At 64.4% G+C, this 15,420-nt stretch carries 17 protein-coding genes, 1 tRNA gene and 1 pseudogene; 10 read left to right on the forward strand and 9 right to left on the reverse strand.

From position 1 onward, the window contains the following. Nucleotides 1-212: 212 nt before the first annotated feature. From VEIS_RS02235 to VEIS_RS02255, 5 genes are all read right to left on the reverse strand, one after another. Nucleotides 213-289 (reverse strand) — tRNA-Met (locus tag VEIS_RS02235). A 25-nt stretch (nt 290-314) separates the two neighbouring features. Further along, nucleotides 315-1,094 carry an enoyl-CoA hydratase gene (locus VEIS_RS02240; RefSeq protein ID WP_011808263.1) on the reverse strand — a complete coding sequence of 260 codons (780 nt, stop codon included), beginning with the start codon at nt 1,092-1,094 and terminating at the stop codon, nt 315-317. Between the two features lie 151 nt (nt 1,095-1,245). Continuing rightward, the gene (locus tag VEIS_RS02245) at nt 1,246-3,024 is read right to left on the reverse strand and encodes a M61 family metallopeptidase (protein ID WP_011808264.1); all 1,779 of its coding nucleotides are present in this window, start codon (nt 3,022-3,024) and stop codon (nt 1,246-1,248) included. 31 nt (nt 3,025-3,055) lie between these two features. Then, a complete protein-coding gene (locus VEIS_RS02250) occupies nt 3,056-3,796 on the reverse strand; it encodes a DsbC family protein (protein ID WP_011808265.1) in 741 nt (246 codons plus the stop codon). Between the two features lie 106 nt (nt 3,797-3,902). Further along, the gene (locus tag VEIS_RS02255) at nt 3,903-5,051 is read right to left on the reverse strand and encodes an FAD-dependent monooxygenase (protein WP_011808266.1); all 1,149 of its coding nucleotides are present in this window, start codon (nt 5,049-5,051) and stop codon (nt 3,903-3,905) included. An 88-nt stretch (nt 5,052-5,139) separates the two neighbouring features. Here VEIS_RS02255 and VEIS_RS02260 point away from each other — a divergent pair, with 88 nt between their 5' ends. From VEIS_RS02260 to VEIS_RS02275, 4 genes are all read left to right on the forward strand, one after another. Next, nucleotides 5,140-6,012, forward strand: coding sequence for an MOSC domain-containing protein (locus VEIS_RS02260; protein ID WP_011808267.1), 873 nt, complete (start codon nt 5,140-5,142; stop codon nt 6,010-6,012). Nucleotides 6,013-6,118: 106 nt separating this feature from the next. Then, nucleotides 6,119-7,213, forward strand: coding sequence for a redox-regulated ATPase YchF (gene ychF / locus VEIS_RS02265; protein WP_011808268.1), 1,095 nt, complete (start codon nt 6,119-6,121; stop codon nt 7,211-7,213). A gap of 230 nt (nt 7,214-7,443) precedes the next feature. After that, nucleotides 7,444-7,842, forward strand: a complete 399-nt coding sequence (locus tag VEIS_RS30150) for a type II toxin-antitoxin system RelE/ParE family toxin (protein ID WP_011808269.1) — start codon at nt 7,444-7,446, stop codon at nt 7,840-7,842. Between the two features lie 57 nt (nt 7,843-7,899). Further along, nucleotides 7,900-8,184, forward strand: coding sequence for a helix-turn-helix domain-containing protein (locus VEIS_RS02275; protein WP_011804387.1), 285 nt, complete (start codon nt 7,900-7,902; stop codon nt 8,182-8,184). A 117-nt stretch (nt 8,185-8,301) separates the two neighbouring features. Here VEIS_RS02275 and VEIS_RS02280 read toward each other — a convergent pair. The 4 genes and pseudogenes from VEIS_RS02280 to VEIS_RS02295 form a co-directional block, all read right to left on the reverse strand. Continuing rightward, nucleotides 8,302-8,439 (reverse strand): annotated as a pseudogene (locus tag VEIS_RS02280) (IS481 family transposase); the annotation flags it as partial. 67 nt (nt 8,440-8,506) lie between these two features. Further along, complete coding sequence (gene lipA / locus VEIS_RS02285) at nt 8,507-9,505, reverse strand: lipoyl synthase (RefSeq protein ID WP_011808271.1); 999 nt, start codon at nt 9,503-9,505, stop codon at nt 8,507-8,509. Nucleotides 9,506-9,693: 188 nt separating this feature from the next. Further along, nucleotides 9,694-10,389 (reverse strand): lipoyl(octanoyl) transferase LipB, encoded by a 696-nt coding sequence (gene lipB / locus VEIS_RS02290; protein WP_011808272.1) that lies wholly within the window; start codon nt 10,387-10,389, stop codon nt 9,694-9,696. Continuing rightward, a complete protein-coding gene (locus VEIS_RS02295) occupies nt 10,389-10,712 on the reverse strand; it encodes a YbeD family protein (protein ID WP_049774021.1) in 324 nt (107 codons plus the stop codon). The genes lipB and VEIS_RS02295 overlap by 1 nt, the downstream gene beginning before the upstream one ends. Nucleotides 10,713-10,971: 259 nt before the next feature. Between VEIS_RS02295 and VEIS_RS02300 the strand changes: the two genes are divergently transcribed. From VEIS_RS02300 to atpA, 6 genes are all read left to right on the forward strand, one after another. Continuing rightward, nucleotides 10,972-11,472, forward strand: a complete 501-nt coding sequence (locus VEIS_RS02300; RefSeq protein WP_011808274.1) for an ATP synthase subunit I — start codon at nt 10,972-10,974, stop codon at nt 11,470-11,472. Nucleotides 11,473-11,491: 19 nt separating this feature from the next. Beyond that, nucleotides 11,492-12,355, forward strand: coding sequence for a F0F1 ATP synthase subunit A (gene atpB / locus VEIS_RS02305; RefSeq protein ID WP_011808275.1), 864 nt, complete (start codon nt 11,492-11,494; stop codon nt 12,353-12,355). Nucleotides 12,356-12,394: 39 nt separating this feature from the next. After that, nucleotides 12,395-12,664: a F0F1 ATP synthase subunit C gene (gene atpE / locus VEIS_RS02310; protein ID WP_011808276.1), complete on the forward strand. Its 270-nt coding sequence runs from the start codon at nt 12,395-12,397 to the stop codon at nt 12,662-12,664. 43 nt (nt 12,665-12,707) lie between these two features. Then, the gene (locus VEIS_RS02315; RefSeq protein ID WP_011808277.1) at nt 12,708-13,178 is read left to right on the forward strand and encodes a F0F1 ATP synthase subunit B; all 471 of its coding nucleotides are present in this window, start codon (nt 12,708-12,710) and stop codon (nt 13,176-13,178) included. A gap of 10 nt (nt 13,179-13,188) precedes the next feature. Beyond that, nucleotides 13,189-13,740: a F0F1 ATP synthase subunit delta gene (locus VEIS_RS02320; RefSeq protein WP_011808278.1), complete on the forward strand. Its 552-nt coding sequence runs from the start codon at nt 13,189-13,191 to the stop codon at nt 13,738-13,740. 63 nt (nt 13,741-13,803) lie between these two features. Further along, nucleotides 13,804-15,417: a F0F1 ATP synthase subunit alpha gene (gene atpA, locus VEIS_RS02325; RefSeq protein ID WP_011808279.1), complete on the forward strand. Its 1,614-nt coding sequence runs from the start codon at nt 13,804-13,806 to the stop codon at nt 15,415-15,417. Nucleotides 15,418-15,420: the final 3 nt, after the last annotated feature.

Genomic DNA, 15,420 nt, shown 5'->3' on the forward strand with positions numbered 1-15,420 from the left:
GGGCTGTGCGACAGCCGTCCTTTGCAGAAACAGGCAATGGGCGGCACAGGGAACGGGAGAGCGCCCCCCCAAGCGCCCCACGCCCCAATGCGTGGCCGCCTTGGCCAGCGGCGCCCGTCGCGCCATGGGCGAAACCCGCGCCAACGCAGGGGGACAGGGGGCTATGGGGAAAGAGGAAGAAAAAAACCAACCGGCAAGGGTTGGTTTTGGGATGGTGGTGGTAGGTGGACTTGAACCACCGACATCAGCATTATGAATGCTGCGCTCTAACCAACTGAGCTATACCACCGTCGGGCGACAGTATAGAACAGGATTTACTGGTGCGTGAAGTGCGCTGGCCGTTTGTTCACGAAGGCGTCCATTCCCTCCTTCTGGTCGTGGGTTGCGAACAGCGCGTGGAACAGGCGGCGCTCAAACATCAGGCCATCGGACAATGTGCCTTCGAAGGCGCGATTGACCGATTCCTTGGCAGCCATCACGGCAATCCGGGACAAGCCGGCGATGCCTAGCGCTGCGCCCAGCGCTTCGTCCATCAGTTGCCCGTAAGCCACGACGCGGCTGACCAGGCCGATGCGCTCGGCTTCGGCGGCGTCTATCATGCGGCCGGTCAATGCCATGTCCATGGCCTTGGACTTGCCCACGGCGCGGGGCAGGCGCTGGGTTCCCCCGGCGCCGGGAATCACGCCGAGCTTGATCTCGGGCTGGCCAAACCGGGCGTTGTCCGCCGCAATGATGAAGTCGCACATCATCGCCAGTTCACAGCCGCCGCCCAGTGCAAAACCGCTGACGGCGGCAATCACGGGTTTGCGGATGGCGCGGATGGTTTCCCAGTTGCGGGTGATGTAGTCGCCCTTGTAGGCGTCGGCAAAGCTGTACTTGGCCATCGCGCCGATGTCGGCGCCGGCGGCAAAGGCTTTTTCGCTGCCGGTGATGATCATGCAGCCTATTTTTTCGTCTGCATCCCAGGCTTTCAGCGCCGCGCCCAGTTCGTTCATCAACAGGTCGTTCAGCGCATTGAGTTGTTTGGGGCGATCGAGCGTAATGACGCCGACTTGGTCCGCCTCGACGCGGACCGCGATGGTTTCGTAAGCCATGAAATCTCCTGGGTTGCTTTGTGGGTGGTGACGGGTGGTGGCGACAGCCGAGGAAATATACCCAAGCCGGCCTTGGCAACGGTCACGATCCACACACCAGGGCCACAGGCGACATCGGGGGATGGTGCAGGCCATGCGGCACGGGGGTGCCTCACCCCATCCAGCGCCCCAGCGCCACCGTGTCGGTCGCGGACAGGCTGACCGTATCCGGCGCGGCAGCCCGGCGGTTCGGCTGGCGCGGTAGTTCCAAAGGCAGTTGCAGCAAGCGCCCGTCCCGCGCCACCAGTGCCGTCAGCGCAGTGCCGCTGCCCAGGTAGAGCGCCATCTCATCGAGTTGGCGGATACGCCATCCCTGGCCCTGCACTTGCACGCCCAGCCATTCGTCCCCGGCAGCCAGGCCCGCCTTTTCCGCCGCGCCACCACGCAGCACCGACTTGATGTGCAGGCCATGGTTTTCCGTCACGCGCAGGCCCAGTCGCTGGGCCCACTGCGGGGGTTCGGCCTTCAGGCTGACGCCATGGGCGGCCAGCAGATCGGCCAGGGGCAGTTCGGCGGTGCTGTGCACCCATTGCGCCAGTTCTTCGTCGAACGGGCGCCCGGCAAGGGTGTGCAGCAGCGCGCACAGGTCGGCTTGCGTGATCGGGCCGCCGGCGCTGCGCGCCCACAGCGCGCGCATCACCTCGTCGAGCGTGGTCCGGCCTTCGCGGCGCAGCGTGAGGTCCAGACACAGGGCCACCAACGCGCCCTTGGTGTAGTAACTGACCGTGGCGTTGGCGGTGTTCTCGTCCTGGCGGTAATACTTCACCCAGGCGTCAAAGCTGGCCTGGGCGACGGTTTGCAATGTCCGCCCCGGGGTTTGCAGCAGTTGGTTGATGGCCTTGCCGAGCAGTCTGAGGTAGGTGGCGTCGTCGATCAGCCCGGCCCGGCGCAGCAGCAAGTCGTCGTAATAGCTGGTAAAGCCCTCGAAGAACCACAGCAGCTCGGTGTAGTTCTCCCGGCTGTAGTCGTAGCTGGCGAATTCGGCCGGGCGCAGGCGTTTGACGTTCCATGTATGGAAGTACTCGTGGCTGATCAGCCTCAGCAGCGTGGTGTAGCCTTCGCTGGCCCGGCTTTCTTGCCGGCGCGGCAGGTCAGCCCGGCCACAGGTCAGCGCGCTGCAATTGCGGTGCTCCAACCCCCCGTAACCTTCGGCCACGGCATGGAGCATGAACAGATAGCGCCGGTGCGGTGCGGCGCCTCGTGGACCATGCCAGAAGCGGATGGCGGTTTCGCAAATCTTGCGCGTGTCGGCCAGCAGCCGCTGGCCGTCAAAAGCCGGTGTCGCACCTGACACCAGCATCTGATGGGGTATGCCGCAGGCTTTGAAACGACCGACCCAGAAGATGCCCAACTCCACCGGGCAGTCGATCAGTTCGTCATAGTCTGCGGCCGCGTACCGGCCAAAGCCCCGGGGGTCGGTGGCAATGGCTTCGAGCGCCGTGGCCACCGACCATTGTGCGGTGGCGGAGGTGCCGGCGATGTCCAATGTATGGCGCTGCTTTTCCTGACCGTGCACCCGAAGGCACAGGCTGCTGCCGTTGAAGAAACCGCGGTCTGCATCCAGCCATGCGCTGCGCACCGAGCGGTCGTAGGCGCACACGGCATAGGTCAGTTCCAGCGGACTGCCGGGGGTGCAGTCGATCTGCCAGCGGTGCTTGTCCAACTGGGTCAGCGCGACCTCATGCCGGCCCTGTCTGGCCTTGAGCGCCTGCAAGTTCCTGGAGAACTCGCGGATCAGGTAACTGCCCGGTATCCACACCGGCAACGACAGTTCCTGCCCCGCCGCGGGGCGGGCCACTGTCAGCGCGACGGTAAACAGATGGGCGTGCAGGTCGGCCGGCGCGATGCGGTAGTGGACATCTGCGGCTTGGGCTTTGCTCGGTGATGACATAGGGGTATGGGCGCTGGCAGCAGCACCAGGCTCAGGGGGTGCTTGGGGATTTGCCGCCGGCCGCCTCGGCCAGGCGCTTTTCCACTTCCTGTGCGTCAAGCGCTCCCGGCACGCGGCTGCCATTGGCGAAGATCATCGTGGGCGTGCCGGTGATTTTGTGCTTTGCCCCGAATGCCAGGTTGCGCTGCAAGGCACTGGTGTCGCAATCGGCCGCAGCGGCGGGTTTGTTGCGCAGCATCTGGTCTTGCCAGGCGCCGGCCTTGTCCTTGGCGCACCAGATGTTGCGCGACTTCTGCGTCGAATCGTCGTTCAGGATCGGGTACAGGAAAAGGTACACGGTGATGTCGTTCACCTGCTGCAGGCTGCGTTCCAAGAGCTTGCAGTAGCCGCAATTGGGGTCTTCGAAAATCGCTAACCGGCGTCTGCCGTCGCCGCGCACGATGGTCACCGCATCCTTGAGCGGCAGGGTGGAAAAATCCACCGCCAGCAGTTTGTTGACGCGCTCTTGTGTCAGATTGCGCCGCGACTTGGCATCGATCAGATTGCCATGAAGCACATAGTCGCCCTTGGCGTCGGTGTAGTACAGGTCGGTGCCGATGCGCACCTCGTACAGCCCGACCAACGGGGTGGCCCGCACTTCATCGATCTTCTCCAACTTCGGAAAGCGCTCGGCAAGCGCTTGGCGGATTTGCGCTTCCTGCGCGTTGGCGCTCAGGCTCAGGGCCAGGGTGATGGCAGCGGCGGTGGTCAGCAAGGCGGTGGTCAGTTTCATGGTGTTTTGGTTCAATCATTGGCGCCGACCGCGCCAGGGTGCGGTCGGCGCATCGGCACCCCAAGGTGCGGTCCTTGCTCGTGCACTGCGTGCAGCCAAGTGCTTTTCAGTACATCCCCATCGCCTGGCGGGCCACGAATTTCTTCAACGGGCCGCTGTGCTCGAAGCCCTTCATCCCCCAATTGCGCAATGCCTGCCAGGGGCCTTGCTGGCGCGAAAAAAGCTGCTGCAACCCGTCCGTGACCAGACCCACGGCCAACAGGGCTGCCTTGCGCTCGCGCTCGTAGCGCCGCAGCAGCCGCAGGTCGGCAACAGTGCGCCAGTAATCGCGCTGGCGCAATACATGGGCCAGGGCCTGTGCATCGGCCAGCCCCAGATTCAGCCCCTGCCCGGTCAGAGGGTGCACATTGTGGGCGGCATCGCCTGCCAAAACCCAACTGCCCCCGCCGCCCCGGTCATGGGGATTTTTGCCATCTGCCGGCACCGCTGCGCACCAGCGCTCTGCGTGCGCCAACTGCAACGGCCAGACAGCGCGCTGCGCGCACAATGTCAAGGTCCCCAGCGCGCCCTGGCTGGCCGTCTGCAGCTCTTGCGCGAAGGCTTGCGGGGACAAGGCCAGCAGCCGTGCCGCCTGCTCTGGCGCGACGGACCAGACGACGGCCACCGAGTTGCCGTGCGCTCCCTCCAAAGGCAGGAACGCCACGATGCCATCGGGCAAAAACCACTGGTGTGCGATTTGTTCGTGGGGCCGTTCACAGTGCAGACGGGTGGCGATTGCCTGTTGGGCATAGGGGGTGGCATGGAAGTCCACGCCAAACTCCGCCCGGGTGCTGCTGTGCCGGCCTTCGCACACCACGGTCAGTGCAGCCGGCGCTGCCGCATCGAGCAGTTCCACCTCGGGCTGAAAGCGCAGGGCCTGCGCCAGGCGGGCTTGCAGGGCCGGCACATCGACGATCCACGCCAGTGCATCCACGCCCTGGCTGGCCGCGTCGAAGCGGACCACGCCGTCCCGGTCGCCCAGGATCTGCATGCGCCTGACGGCCGTGGCCTGCTGTGCCTCGGGCCAACTGCGCAGGGATTCGAGCAACTGGCGTGACGCCCGGTTCAATGCATAGGCCCTGACATCGGCCACTGCGGCTTGGGGGCCCGGGGCGGATACCAGCGCCACTTTCAGCCGCTCGCGCGCCAGCAACAGTGCCAGGGTTTGACCGACAATGCCGGCGCCGCGGATGCAGACATCAAATGAAGGGGCCATGAAGGGCATTGTAGGAGGGTGCGCACCCTCGAGGCCCGGGGCACAATGGCGCTGCAAATTTCCACCCCATTTTTCAGGAGTCCACGGCGTGAGTTTCAACCCCGATGGCCATCTGTCCGGCCACATTGCGCGCCTGTTCGTGTATCCCGTCAAATCCTGCGCCGGCATCGCTGTGCAGCAAGCCTTGTTGACGGAAACCGGGCTGGATCTGGACCGCGCCTGGATGGTGGTCGACGCCCACGGCATGTTCGTGACCCAGCGCGACCTGCCCCGCATGGCGCTGATTCGGCCGCAGCTCAGGAGCGACGACATGGTGCTGCGCGCTCCCGGCATGCTGGCCTTGCATGTGGCGCTCGACGCCGTCGAGGCCCCCGCGACCGTGACCCTGTGGCAAGACCGGGTGCCGGCATGGGATATGGGGGCTGTGGCGGCGCAGTGGTTCAGCGATTTTCTGGGCCAGCCTTGTCGGCTGGTCCGGTTCGACCCCGAGCACCGGCGTTTGTCGAGCATGCAATGGACGGACGGCTGGGAGGCTCCGAACCAGTTCAGCGATGGTTTCCCGCTGCTGCTGCTCGGCGAGGCATCGGTGGAGGAATTCAATGGCCGGCTGCTGGCCGCCGGCCACGCCGCCGTGGGCATCGAGCGTTTCCGGCCGAACCTCGTGCTGGCGGGCATGGCCGCGCACGACGAAGACCGGATGGACATGCTGCGGGTAGACGGCGGCGCCCGGGACGAGTTGCGCTTGCAGCCGGTCAAACCCTGCGCCCGTTGCGCCATCCCTGATATCGACCCGGCCACGGCACGGATCAGCCCGTCGGTGGGCGACATGCTGCGCAGTTACCGTCAGGACCGGCGCTTGGCCGGCGCCATCAGTTTCGGCATGAACGCCATCGTGCGCCAGGGCGCGGGGCAGATGCTGCGTGTCGGGCAGCGCGTGGCGGCCGATTGGCGCTTCGACTGAAACTGCCGACGCGCTGCAAGGGCGGCCAGACCGAGGCCCGCCAATCGAGGCCCGGACGGCCCCGTAGAATCTGCGGCCCGTCTCCCGAATCCGAGAAAGCCCCGCCATGAGCCTCCAATGCGGCATCGTGGGCCTGCCCAACGTCGGCAAGTCCACCCTTTTCAACGCGCTGACCCGGGCTGGCATCGCCGCCGAAAACTACCCCTTTTGCACCATCGAGCCCAATGTGGGCGTGGTCGAACTGCCTGATCCGCGCCTTGGGCAACTGGCCGCGATCGTTGCGCCCGAGCGCATCGTCCCGGCCATCGTCGAGTTCGTCGACATCGCCGGCCTGGTGGCCGGGGCCAGCCAGGGCGAAGGTCTGGGCAACCAATTCCTGGCCCATATCCGCGAGACCGACGCCATCGTCAATGTGGTGCGCTGCTTTGAAGACGACAACGTGATCCATGTGGCAGGCCGCGTCGATCCGATCTCGGACATCGAAGTCATACAGACCGAGCTGTGCCTGGCCGACATGGCCACCGTGGAAAAGGCGCTCAACCGCCACACCAAAGCCGCCAAGTCAGGCAACGACAAGGATGCCGCCCGGCTGGTGGCATTGCTCACGCGCATACGGACGGCGCTGAACCAAGGCTTGCCGGCGCGCTCGGTGGACCTTGCCAAGGAAGAGCAGCCCTTGCTCAAGCCACTGTGCCTGATCACGGCCAAGCCCACGATGTTCGTGGCCAACGTCGGCGAAGACGGTTTCCGGAACAACCCCTTCCTGGAGCGCCTGAACGAATACGCCGCCAGCCAGAACGCCCCGGTGGTGGCCATCTGCGCGAAGATGGAAGCCGAGATGGCCGAAATGAGCGATGCCGACCGCCAACTGTTTCTGGCCGAGATGGGCCAGAGCGAGCCGGGCCTGGCCCGGCTGATCCGTGGCGCCTTCAAACTGCTGGGCTTGCAGACTTACTTCACCGCCGGCGTGAAGGAAGTGCGCGCCTGGACCATCCCCATCGGCGCCACCGCACCCCAGGCCGCCGGCGTGATCCACGGCGACTTCGAGCGCGGCTTCATCCGCGCCCAGACCATTGCCTTCGACGACTTCATTGCCTGCCAGGGCGAGCAAGGCGCCAGGGACGCGGGCAAGATGCGCGCCGAAGGCAAGGACTACCGGGTCAAGGACGGCGACGTGCTCAACTTCCTCTTCAACGTCTGATCGGTCGTCTGCTGTCTGAGACCGGGGCGCAGAAGATCGCACGGCGTGATGCCTGGGCGCGCTGCGATATCCATGCAAAGTGATCGTTCTGTCCGGCCGCCAATTTGCCGCATGACGTGGCGCATGCACCCCAGCTACCGTTCTTGCGCGCCTTGTGAAGCAGGGTAGGCCGAAAGGCCGTCCTTTCTGTCTTTGGTGAAACCAATCCAATGGATCACAGTAGTTCATGAATGAAGCCCTGCACGGAAGAGCGCCAAGACTTGATCGACTACCTGGCCGAGCATCCCAAGGCCGGAGATGTCATGGAGGGTACGAGCGGGGTGCGCAAGCTGCGCTGGCGGCGTGGCGGCCAAGGCAAGAGTGGCGGGGTGCGTGTCATCTACTACCATCACGATGACCTCATGCCGTTGTATCTGCTGACGCTGTTTGCCAAGGGCGACAAGGCCAACCTGACCAAGGCCGAGCGCAACGACCTAGTGTCGCGTCACCGATCATCTGTCGGTCTGCGCTGGCCATCGAAGCGCATCGCGGCGTTGCATCGCTTGCCAATACAGCTCGGTATGGGCTGCGCGATGCGCCTTGCGCTGCGCTCCGATGGCTGCGCGCAGCCTACGACATCTGATCGGTGACGCGACACTAGCCGACTTGGTTGATGTGTTGGTCGAAATCTGGAGAGGAAAGACATCATGAGCACCGCATTCGAGAGCATCAAACAGGGCCTGCAAGAGGCCATAGCCCATGCCAGGGGTGATGAGCGCGGCGTGCGCGTACATCGTCCGCGCGCCATCGACGTGAAGGCCGTGCGCGCCAAGGTAGGCATGACTCAAGAACAGTTCGCCGCCCGCTTTGGCTTTTCCACGGCAACCCTGCGGCATTGGGAGCGCGGCGACCGTACCCCGCACGGTCCGGCGCTGGTGTTGCTCAATGTGATCGAGCGGAACCCGCAGGCCGTCATCGAGGCCTTGGCATGACTGTATGGAAGTGATCGTTCTGTCCGGCCGCCAATTGCGCGCAATCACTCGTCAGGTGATCTGCGCGTCCAGCGAGCATCGCAAAGCTCCAGCGGCTCCTGCGGCGCGTGCGCAGAACTTCATGGCCTGCATAGGCGTCTTGCTGCCCAGCGCTGACTGCGCAAGTGGGTGGTTGTACCGGGCCACGTAACGCAGCAAGGTCTGCTCCATGTCCGCGCGGCGGTTGAACCTGCGGGTCTTCAGGGCATCCGCCAATGATCGAAGAAGCTGATTTTTTCGCATCACTTCGCTATTTTTCTCAGCGACTTCGAGGCTTTCTCATTTACTTCGGGGCATTGACATGCAGGCCAGCCGCCTGTGCCTGCCGGTCTGCGTGGTAGCTGCTGCGCACCATGGCGCCGACGGCGGCGTGGCTGAAGCCCATCCGGTAGGCCTCTTGCTCGAACATCCTGAAGTCGTCGGGGTGCACATAGCGGCGCACCGGCAGGTGGCTGCTGCTGGGGGCCAGGTACTGGCCGATGGTCAGCATCTCGATGCCATGCGCGCGCATGTCGCGCATCACCTGCAGGATTTCTTCGTCGGTCTCGCCCAACCCCACCATGATGCCGCTCTTGGTCGGCACCGTCGGGTGCAGGGCCTTGAATTTTTTCAGCAGGTTCAGGCTGAACCGGTAGTCCGAGCCTGGCCGGGCCTGCGGGTACAGACGGGGCGCGGTTTCCAGGTTGTGGTTCATCACATCGGGCGGGGCGGCCTGCAAGATCGCCAGTGCGCGGTCATCGCGCCCGCGAAAGTCGGGCACCAGGATCTCGATCCTGGTCTGCGGCGAGAGTTTGCGGATGCTTTGGATGCAGTCCACGAAATGGCCGCTGCCGCCGTCGCGCAGGTCGTCGCGGTCGACGCTGGTGATCACCACATATTCGAGTGCCAGCGCGGCAACCGTCCGGGCAAGGTTCATCGGCTCGTCCTGGTCGAGCGGGTCCGGGCGGCCATGGCCCACGTCGCAGAACGGGCAGCGGCGCGTGCACTTGTCGCCCATGATCATGAAAGTGGCCGTGCCCTTGCCAAAGCACTCGCCGATATTCGGGCAGGAAGCCTCTTCGCACACGGTGTGCAGCCGGTGCTCGCGCAGGATGCGCTTGATGTCGTCAAAGCGCGTGCCGGGGCTGGCGGCTTTGACGCGAATCCAGTCGGGCTTTTTCAGCCGCTCGCCCGGCTCCACCTTGATCGGTATGCGCGCCAGTTTGGCCGCAGCCTTTTGCTTGGCCCGCGGGTCGTAGGCTAGTGTCGCGTCACCGATCATCTGTCGGTCTGCGCTGGCCATCGAAGCGCATCGCGGCGTTGCATCGCTTGCCAATACGCTCGGTATGGGCTGCGCGATGCGCCTTGCGCTGCGCTCCGATGGCTGCGCGCAGCCTACGACATCTGATCCGTGACGCGACACGAGGGGGGATGGCGCTTCGCAGGCGACTTCAGGGTGGTTCATGGCGTGCAGGGTGTGGTCAGAGGGGTTCAGGGCGCCAGCCAGATGCAAAGCTGCCGGCCCAGCAACTGCGCGGCTTCGTCCCAGCGGAGCCGGACTCCGATTGTAGAAAGATCCACCGTGCGCAGTCCGGCGTAACCGCAAGGGTTGATGCGCGCAAAAGGCTCCAGGTCCATCGCCACATTGAGCGCTACTCCGTGGTAGCTGCAATGCCGGCTCACTTTGACGCCCAGGGCCGCGATCTTGCCCAGGCCCTGGAAGTCGGGCGCAGGGGCCGGGGTGCCCGGGCTTTTTGGCGGGCGCAGCGGCAGCAGTGCATGGCCGCCCGGATCATCCGGACGAACGTAAATGCCCGGCGCGCCGGCGACACGGTGGCCGGTGACGCCCCACTGCGCCAAGCAGCGGATCACCGCCTCCTCGATGCGGTAGACATATTCCTTGACGTAGTACCCGGCACGCCGCAAATCGATCAACGGATACGCCACCACCTGGCCAGGACCATGGAAGGTGACCTGTCCGCCACGGTTGCTCTGGAGCACCGGAATGTCACCGGGGGCCAGGACATGCCGGTCCTGGCCGGCAAGGCCCTGGGTGTAGAGCCGGTCATGCTCGCACAGCCAGAGCAGGTCCGGGTCTTGCGGGCCGCGCCGGGCGGTGTAGTCCTGCATGGCCTGCACCGTGGCCAGGTAGTCCACGCGGCCGAGCGTGCGGACGACCATGGACATCAGAGCACGATTTTCACCATCGGATGCGATGACAGCGCGCGGTACAGCCCATCGAGCTGTGCGCGGCTGGTCGCCGTGATGGTGATGGTGATGCCAAGGTAATGGCCGGCGCGGCTGTCGCGCAACTCGATCGTGGCCGCGTCAAAGCCCGGGTCGAAGCGGCGGGCCAATGTGGTGACGGCATGCACCAAGCCGTCTGCCTTGACCCCCATGACCTTGATCGGGAACCGGCAGGGGTATTCGATCAGCGAGTCCTGGCGTGGATCGGTCGCCTGTGGGTCCAGGCCATGGTGGTTTGCGGGCGGCGGGGTAGCGGAGCTCATGGTGCAAAGTGCGTCGGTTTCGTCGGCTTCGATGACTGGCGGGGCTTTGCACTTTGCCACAGTGCAACCCCAGTGCTGCGCCGGATCGCCATGCAGCACTGCATGCCGGAGGCTGAAAACGGCCAAGCCCAAGCCGGCCCGCGCACCGGGTTCGGACGGGTTCGGGCAGGGTGCGCATTTTTTGCCGAGGCGCACGGGGTTTTACTTATAATCGCGGGCTTTGTGAGAGTTGCAGCCCGTAACCCGGGTGCCTTCAACGATGAAAACCATCGCGCCTGATGAGGCGACCGAGGCTGAGGAATCCGACTTCGAGCCGCTGACGGCCCAACAGGCGCAGGAGTGGCGCGAGCACCGTCGGGGGGCGCGCGAGCACCAAGCGCCCCTGTCCGTGTGGCGCTTGCTGGCGGGCCAGGCCATGGTCGGAATGCTGGTGGCCCTGCTGGCCTGGGGGTTGACGGGCCGTGCCGTTGCGGGCTGGTCTGCCGCCTGCGGTGCGCTGGCCGTGGTGCTCCCGGCCGCGTTGTTTGCCCGCGCGGTGCTGCGCCCCAAGGCAGGCGTCGATCCGCGGGCGGTGCTGCTGGGGTTCGTGGGTTGGGAACTGGCCAAGATCATGCTGACGCTGGCGTTGCTGGCTGCGGCGGCGCAGTGGGTGCCGGGCCTGAGTTGGGTGGCGCTGCTGGTGGGTATGGCGAGCGCGATGAAAATGTACTGGGTGGCCCTGTGGGTGTGGCCCGGTGTCCGAAAAACCGTTTCAGTCTGATACAGGAAAGAGTTGTCCGATGGCCGCATCAGCGCATGCTCCGACTGCAAGTGAATACATCGTTCACCACCTGCAGCATCTGCAAAACGTACCGCAGACCAAGATCGTCGACTTCTCGGTCGTCAACTACGACTCCATGGTCCTGGCCTTGCTGCTCGGCGGCCTGACGCTGCTGATCCTCTGGACCGCAGCGCGCAAGGCCAGTTGCGGTGTTCCGGGGCGCTTGCAGGCCGCCGTCGAAATACTGGTCGAAATGGTCGACAACCAGGCCAAGGCCAATATCCACAACGCCGAAAGCCGCAAGTTCATCGCCCCGTTGGGCTTGGTGGTGTTTGTCTGGGTTTTTTTGATGAACGCCATGGACATGGTCCCGGTGGACTTGTTGCCCAGCATCTGGGGCCAAATCCGGCAAGACAGCCATGAGCCGCTGCGGGTCGTGCCGACGGCCGACCTGTCGACCACGATGGGCCTGGCGTTGGCCGTGCTCGGTTTGCGCTTTTGGTACAGTCTCAAGATCAAGGGCGCCGGCGGCTGGGCGCATGAACTGGTGTCCGCCCCCTTCGGCACCAGCAAGAATCCGCTCTTCGCCCTGATCCTGGGCTTGGTGAACCTGCTGATGCAAGTGATCGAATATGTGGCCAACACCGTCTCGCATGGCATGCGGTTGTTCGGCAACATGTACGCCGGCGAACTGGTGTTCATGCTGATCGCCCTGATGGGTGGTGCAGCGGCACTGTCGCTGTCGGGTGTGCTGCTGCCTGTGGGGCATGTCATTGCTGGCACCCTCTGGACGCTGTTCCACATTTTGGTGATCACGCTGCAAGCCTTCATTTTCATGATGCTGGCACTGATCTACCTCGGTCAGGCGCACAACGCGCACTAATTTTCCCCTTTCACTTTTTTCTTTCACTCAGGAGTCATCATGGAAATCATTCTCGGTTTTGTCGCTCTGGCCTGTGGTCTGATCGTTGGTCTGGGCGCCATCGGCGCTTCCATCGGCATCGGGCTGATGGGGGGCAAGTTCCTCGAATCGTCGGCACGCCAACCCGAACTGATCAACGAACTGCAAACCAAGATGTTCATCCTGGCGGGTCTGATCGACGCCGCGTTCCTGATCGGTGTGGCCATTGCCTTGATGTTCGCGTTCGCCAACCCCTTCGTTTCCACGCTCTTGGCCAACATGCCCAAGTAATGGCTGTCCAACGCCACTGACACACTGACAGAAAGGTGTTGCCGTGAGTATCAATGCGACCCTGTTCGTTCAGGCCATCGTCTTCCTGATCCTGGTGTGGTTCACGATGCAATTCGTGTGGCCGCCGATCGCGAAGGCGCTGGATGAGCGCGCCCAGAAAATCGCCGATGGCTTGGCTGCTGCCGACCGTGCCAAGTCCGAGTTGAGCGCTGCCAACCAGCGCGTCGAAAAGGAACTGTCACAGGCGCGCAATGAGACCGCCGCCCGGCTCGCCGACGCCGAGCGCCGCGCCCAGGCCATCATCGAAGAAGCCAAGGCCCGCGCCACCGAAGAGGGCAACAAGCTGGTGGCCGCAGCCCGCGCCGAGGCCGAGCAGCAGATGGTGCAGGCGCGCGAAGCGTTGCGTGCGCAGGTGGCCGTGTTGGCCGTCAAGGGCGCTGAGCAGATTCTGCGCAAGGAGGTCGATGCCGGCGTCCATGCCGGGTTGCTGCGCCGCCTGCAGACCGAGCTGTAAGGGGGCACCAATGGCCGAACTCGCCACCATTGCCCGTCCTTACGCCGAGGCCTTGTTCAAAGCCACCACGGGTGCCGGCGTCGATCCGGTCAGCGCCGCTGCCTGGTTGGACGAACTGGCGGCGATTGCCGATCGCCCTGAACTGCGCCAACTGGCCGGCAACCCCAAGGTGACGGCAGACCAGGTGTTTGCCTTGTTCACGCAGGTGCTCAAAGATGCGGCCCGCGCGGCGCTGCCCGAGATGGCCGGAAACTTCCTGCGCACGGTCATCGCCAACGGACGCATCAACGTGCTGACGCAAGTGGCGCAGCAGTTTCGGGCGCTGCTGAATCGGCGCAACGGCTTTTCGGATGCCGTGGTGTACAGCGCCTTCCCGATGGACAGTGCCGCATTGTCCGAGGTCGGCGCAGCGCTGCAAAAGCGCTTTGGACGCAAGCTCAATCTCGCTGTGCAGCAGGACCCGTCCCTGATCGGCGGCATTCGCGTGGTGGTGGGTGACGAGGTGCTCGACAGTTCGGTCAAGGCCCGTCTCGAACAAATGAAAGCGGCCCTTACCGCGTAGCGCGCCGTGCGCAACGCGGTCTGGATCGGATCTGTAGCGAACCAAAGAAAGAAGGAAAGAGTCATGCAACTCAATCCCGCGGAAATTTCTGAACTCATCAAGAGCCGCATCGAAGGCCTTGGCGTCAGCGCCGACATCCGCAACCAGGGCACCGTGGTCTCGGTGACCGACGGCATCGTGCGCGTGCACGGCCTGTCGGACGCGATGCAAGGCGAAATGCTCGAGTTCCCGCCCACGGCTGACGGCACGCCGTCGTTCGGCCTGGCGCTGAACCTTGAGCGCGACTCGGTCGGCGCCGTGATTCTGGGCGAGTACGAGCACATCTCCGAAGGCGGCACCGTGAAGTGCACGGGCCGCATCCTGGAAGTGCCCGTGGGCCCCGAACTCATCGGCCGCGTGGTGAACGCACTGGGCCAGCCGATCGACGGCAAGGGTCCGATCAACGCCAAGATGACCGACGTGATCGAAAAGGTCGCTCCCGGCGTGATCGCACGCAAGTCCGTCGACCAGCCGATGCAGACCGGCCTGAAGTCGATCGACTCCATGGTGCCCGTCGGCCGTGGCCAGCGCGAGCTGATCATCGGTGACCGCCAGACCGGCAAGACGGCCGTGGCGATCGACGCGATCATCAACCAGAAGGGTCAGAACATGACCTGCGTCTACGTTGCGATCGGCCAGAAGGCTTCGTCGATCAAGAACGTGGTGCGCTCGCTGGAACAAGCCGGCGCGATGGACTACACCATCGTCGTGGCCGCATCGGCCTCCGAATCGGCTGCCATGCAGTACGTGTCGGCCTATTCGGGCTGCACGATGGGCGAGTACTTCCGCGACCGCGGCCAGGACGCCCTGATCGTCTATGACGACCTGTCCAAGCAAGCCGTGGCCTACCGCCAGGTGTCGCTGCTGCTGCGCCGCCCGCCAGGCCGCGAAGCCTACCCCGGCGACGTGTTCTATCTCCACAGCCGTCTGCTCGAGCGCGCAGCCCGCGTGAACGCCGACTACGTCGAAGCCTTCACCAAGGGCGCCGTCAAGGGCAAGACCGGTTCGCTGACGGCACTGCCGATCATCGAAACGCAAGCCGGTGACGTGTCCGCCTTCGTTCCGACCAACGTGATCTCGATCACCGACGGCCAGATCTTCCTGGAAACCAGCCTGTTCAACGCCGGCATTCGCCCCGCCATCAACGCCGGTATCTCGGTGTCGCGCGTGGGCTCGTCGGCGCAGACCAACCTGATCAAGAACCAGTCGGGCGGTATCCGTACCGACCTGGCCCAGTACCGTGAACTGGCCGCGTTCGCGCAGTTCGCTTCCGACCTCGACGAAGCGACCCGCAAGCAACTCGACCGCGGTGCGCGCGTGACGGAACTGCTCAAGCAGACCCAGTACAGCCCGCTGCCGATCTCGCTGATGAATGCCACGCTGTTCGCAGTGAACAAGGGCTTCACGGACGACATCGACGTCAAGAAGGTGCTCCCGTTCGAACACGGTTTCCACCAGCTGCTGAAGACGAGCCACGCCGCCCTGCTCGAGACCATGGAAAAGAATGGTGCCAAGTGGGACGTCAAGCCCGCCAAGCCGGACGACAGCGCCGAAAAGCAGGCCTTCAAGAAGGTGTGCCAGGACGCTGAAGCCGAACTGCTGGCTGCCGCCACCTCGTTCAAGAAGTCGTTCGCCTGATCG

Origin of the sequence: Verminephrobacter eiseniae EF01-2 (assembly GCF_000015565.1) — a bacterium.
Taxonomy (GTDB): Bacteria; Pseudomonadota; Gammaproteobacteria; order Burkholderiales; family Burkholderiaceae_C; genus Acidovorax; species Acidovorax eiseniae.

Bases quoted from the DNA above. Each gene is read 5' to 3' on its own strand.
- VEIS_RS02240 (WP_011808263.1), bottom strand. From the start codon at position 1,094: ATGGCTTACGAAACCATCGCGGTCCGCGTCGAGGCGGACCAAGTCGGC.
- VEIS_RS02245 (WP_011808264.1), bottom strand. From the start codon at position 3,024: ATGTCATCACCGAGCAAAGCCCAAGCCGCAGATGTCCACTACCGCATC.
- VEIS_RS02250 (WP_011808265.1), bottom strand. From the start codon at position 3,796: ATGAAACTGACCACCGCCTTGCTGACCACCGCCGCTGCCATCACCCTG.
- VEIS_RS02255 (WP_011808266.1), bottom strand. From the start codon at position 5,051: ATGGCCCCTTCATTTGATGTCTGCATCCGCGGCGCCGGCATTGTCGGT.
- ychF (WP_011808268.1), top strand. From the start codon at position 6,119: ATGAGCCTCCAATGCGGCATCGTGGGCCTGCCCAACGTCGGCAAGTCC.
- VEIS_RS30150 (WP_011808269.1), top strand. From the start codon at position 7,444: ATGAAGCCCTGCACGGAAGAGCGCCAAGACTTGATCGACTACCTGGCC.
- VEIS_RS02275 (WP_011804387.1), top strand. From the start codon at position 7,900: ATGAGCACCGCATTCGAGAGCATCAAACAGGGCCTGCAAGAGGCCATA.
- lipA (WP_011808271.1), bottom strand. From the start codon at position 9,505: ATGGCCAGCGCAGACCGACAGATGATCGGTGACGCGACACTAGCCTAC.
- lipB (WP_011808272.1), bottom strand. From the start codon at position 10,389: ATGTCCATGGTCGTCCGCACGCTCGGCCGCGTGGACTACCTGGCCACG.
- VEIS_RS02295 (WP_049774021.1), bottom strand. From the start codon at position 10,712: ATGAGCTCCGCTACCCCGCCGCCCGCAAACCACCATGGCCTGGACCCA.
- VEIS_RS02300 (WP_011808274.1), top strand. From the start codon at position 10,972: ATGAAAACCATCGCGCCTGATGAGGCGACCGAGGCTGAGGAATCCGAC.
- atpB (WP_011808275.1), top strand. From the start codon at position 11,492: ATGGCCGCATCAGCGCATGCTCCGACTGCAAGTGAATACATCGTTCAC.
- atpE (WP_011808276.1), top strand. From the start codon at position 12,395: ATGGAAATCATTCTCGGTTTTGTCGCTCTGGCCTGTGGTCTGATCGTT.
- VEIS_RS02320 (WP_011808278.1), top strand. From the start codon at position 13,189: ATGGCCGAACTCGCCACCATTGCCCGTCCTTACGCCGAGGCCTTGTTC.
- atpA (WP_011808279.1), top strand. From the start codon at position 13,804: ATGCAACTCAATCCCGCGGAAATTTCTGAACTCATCAAGAGCCGCATC.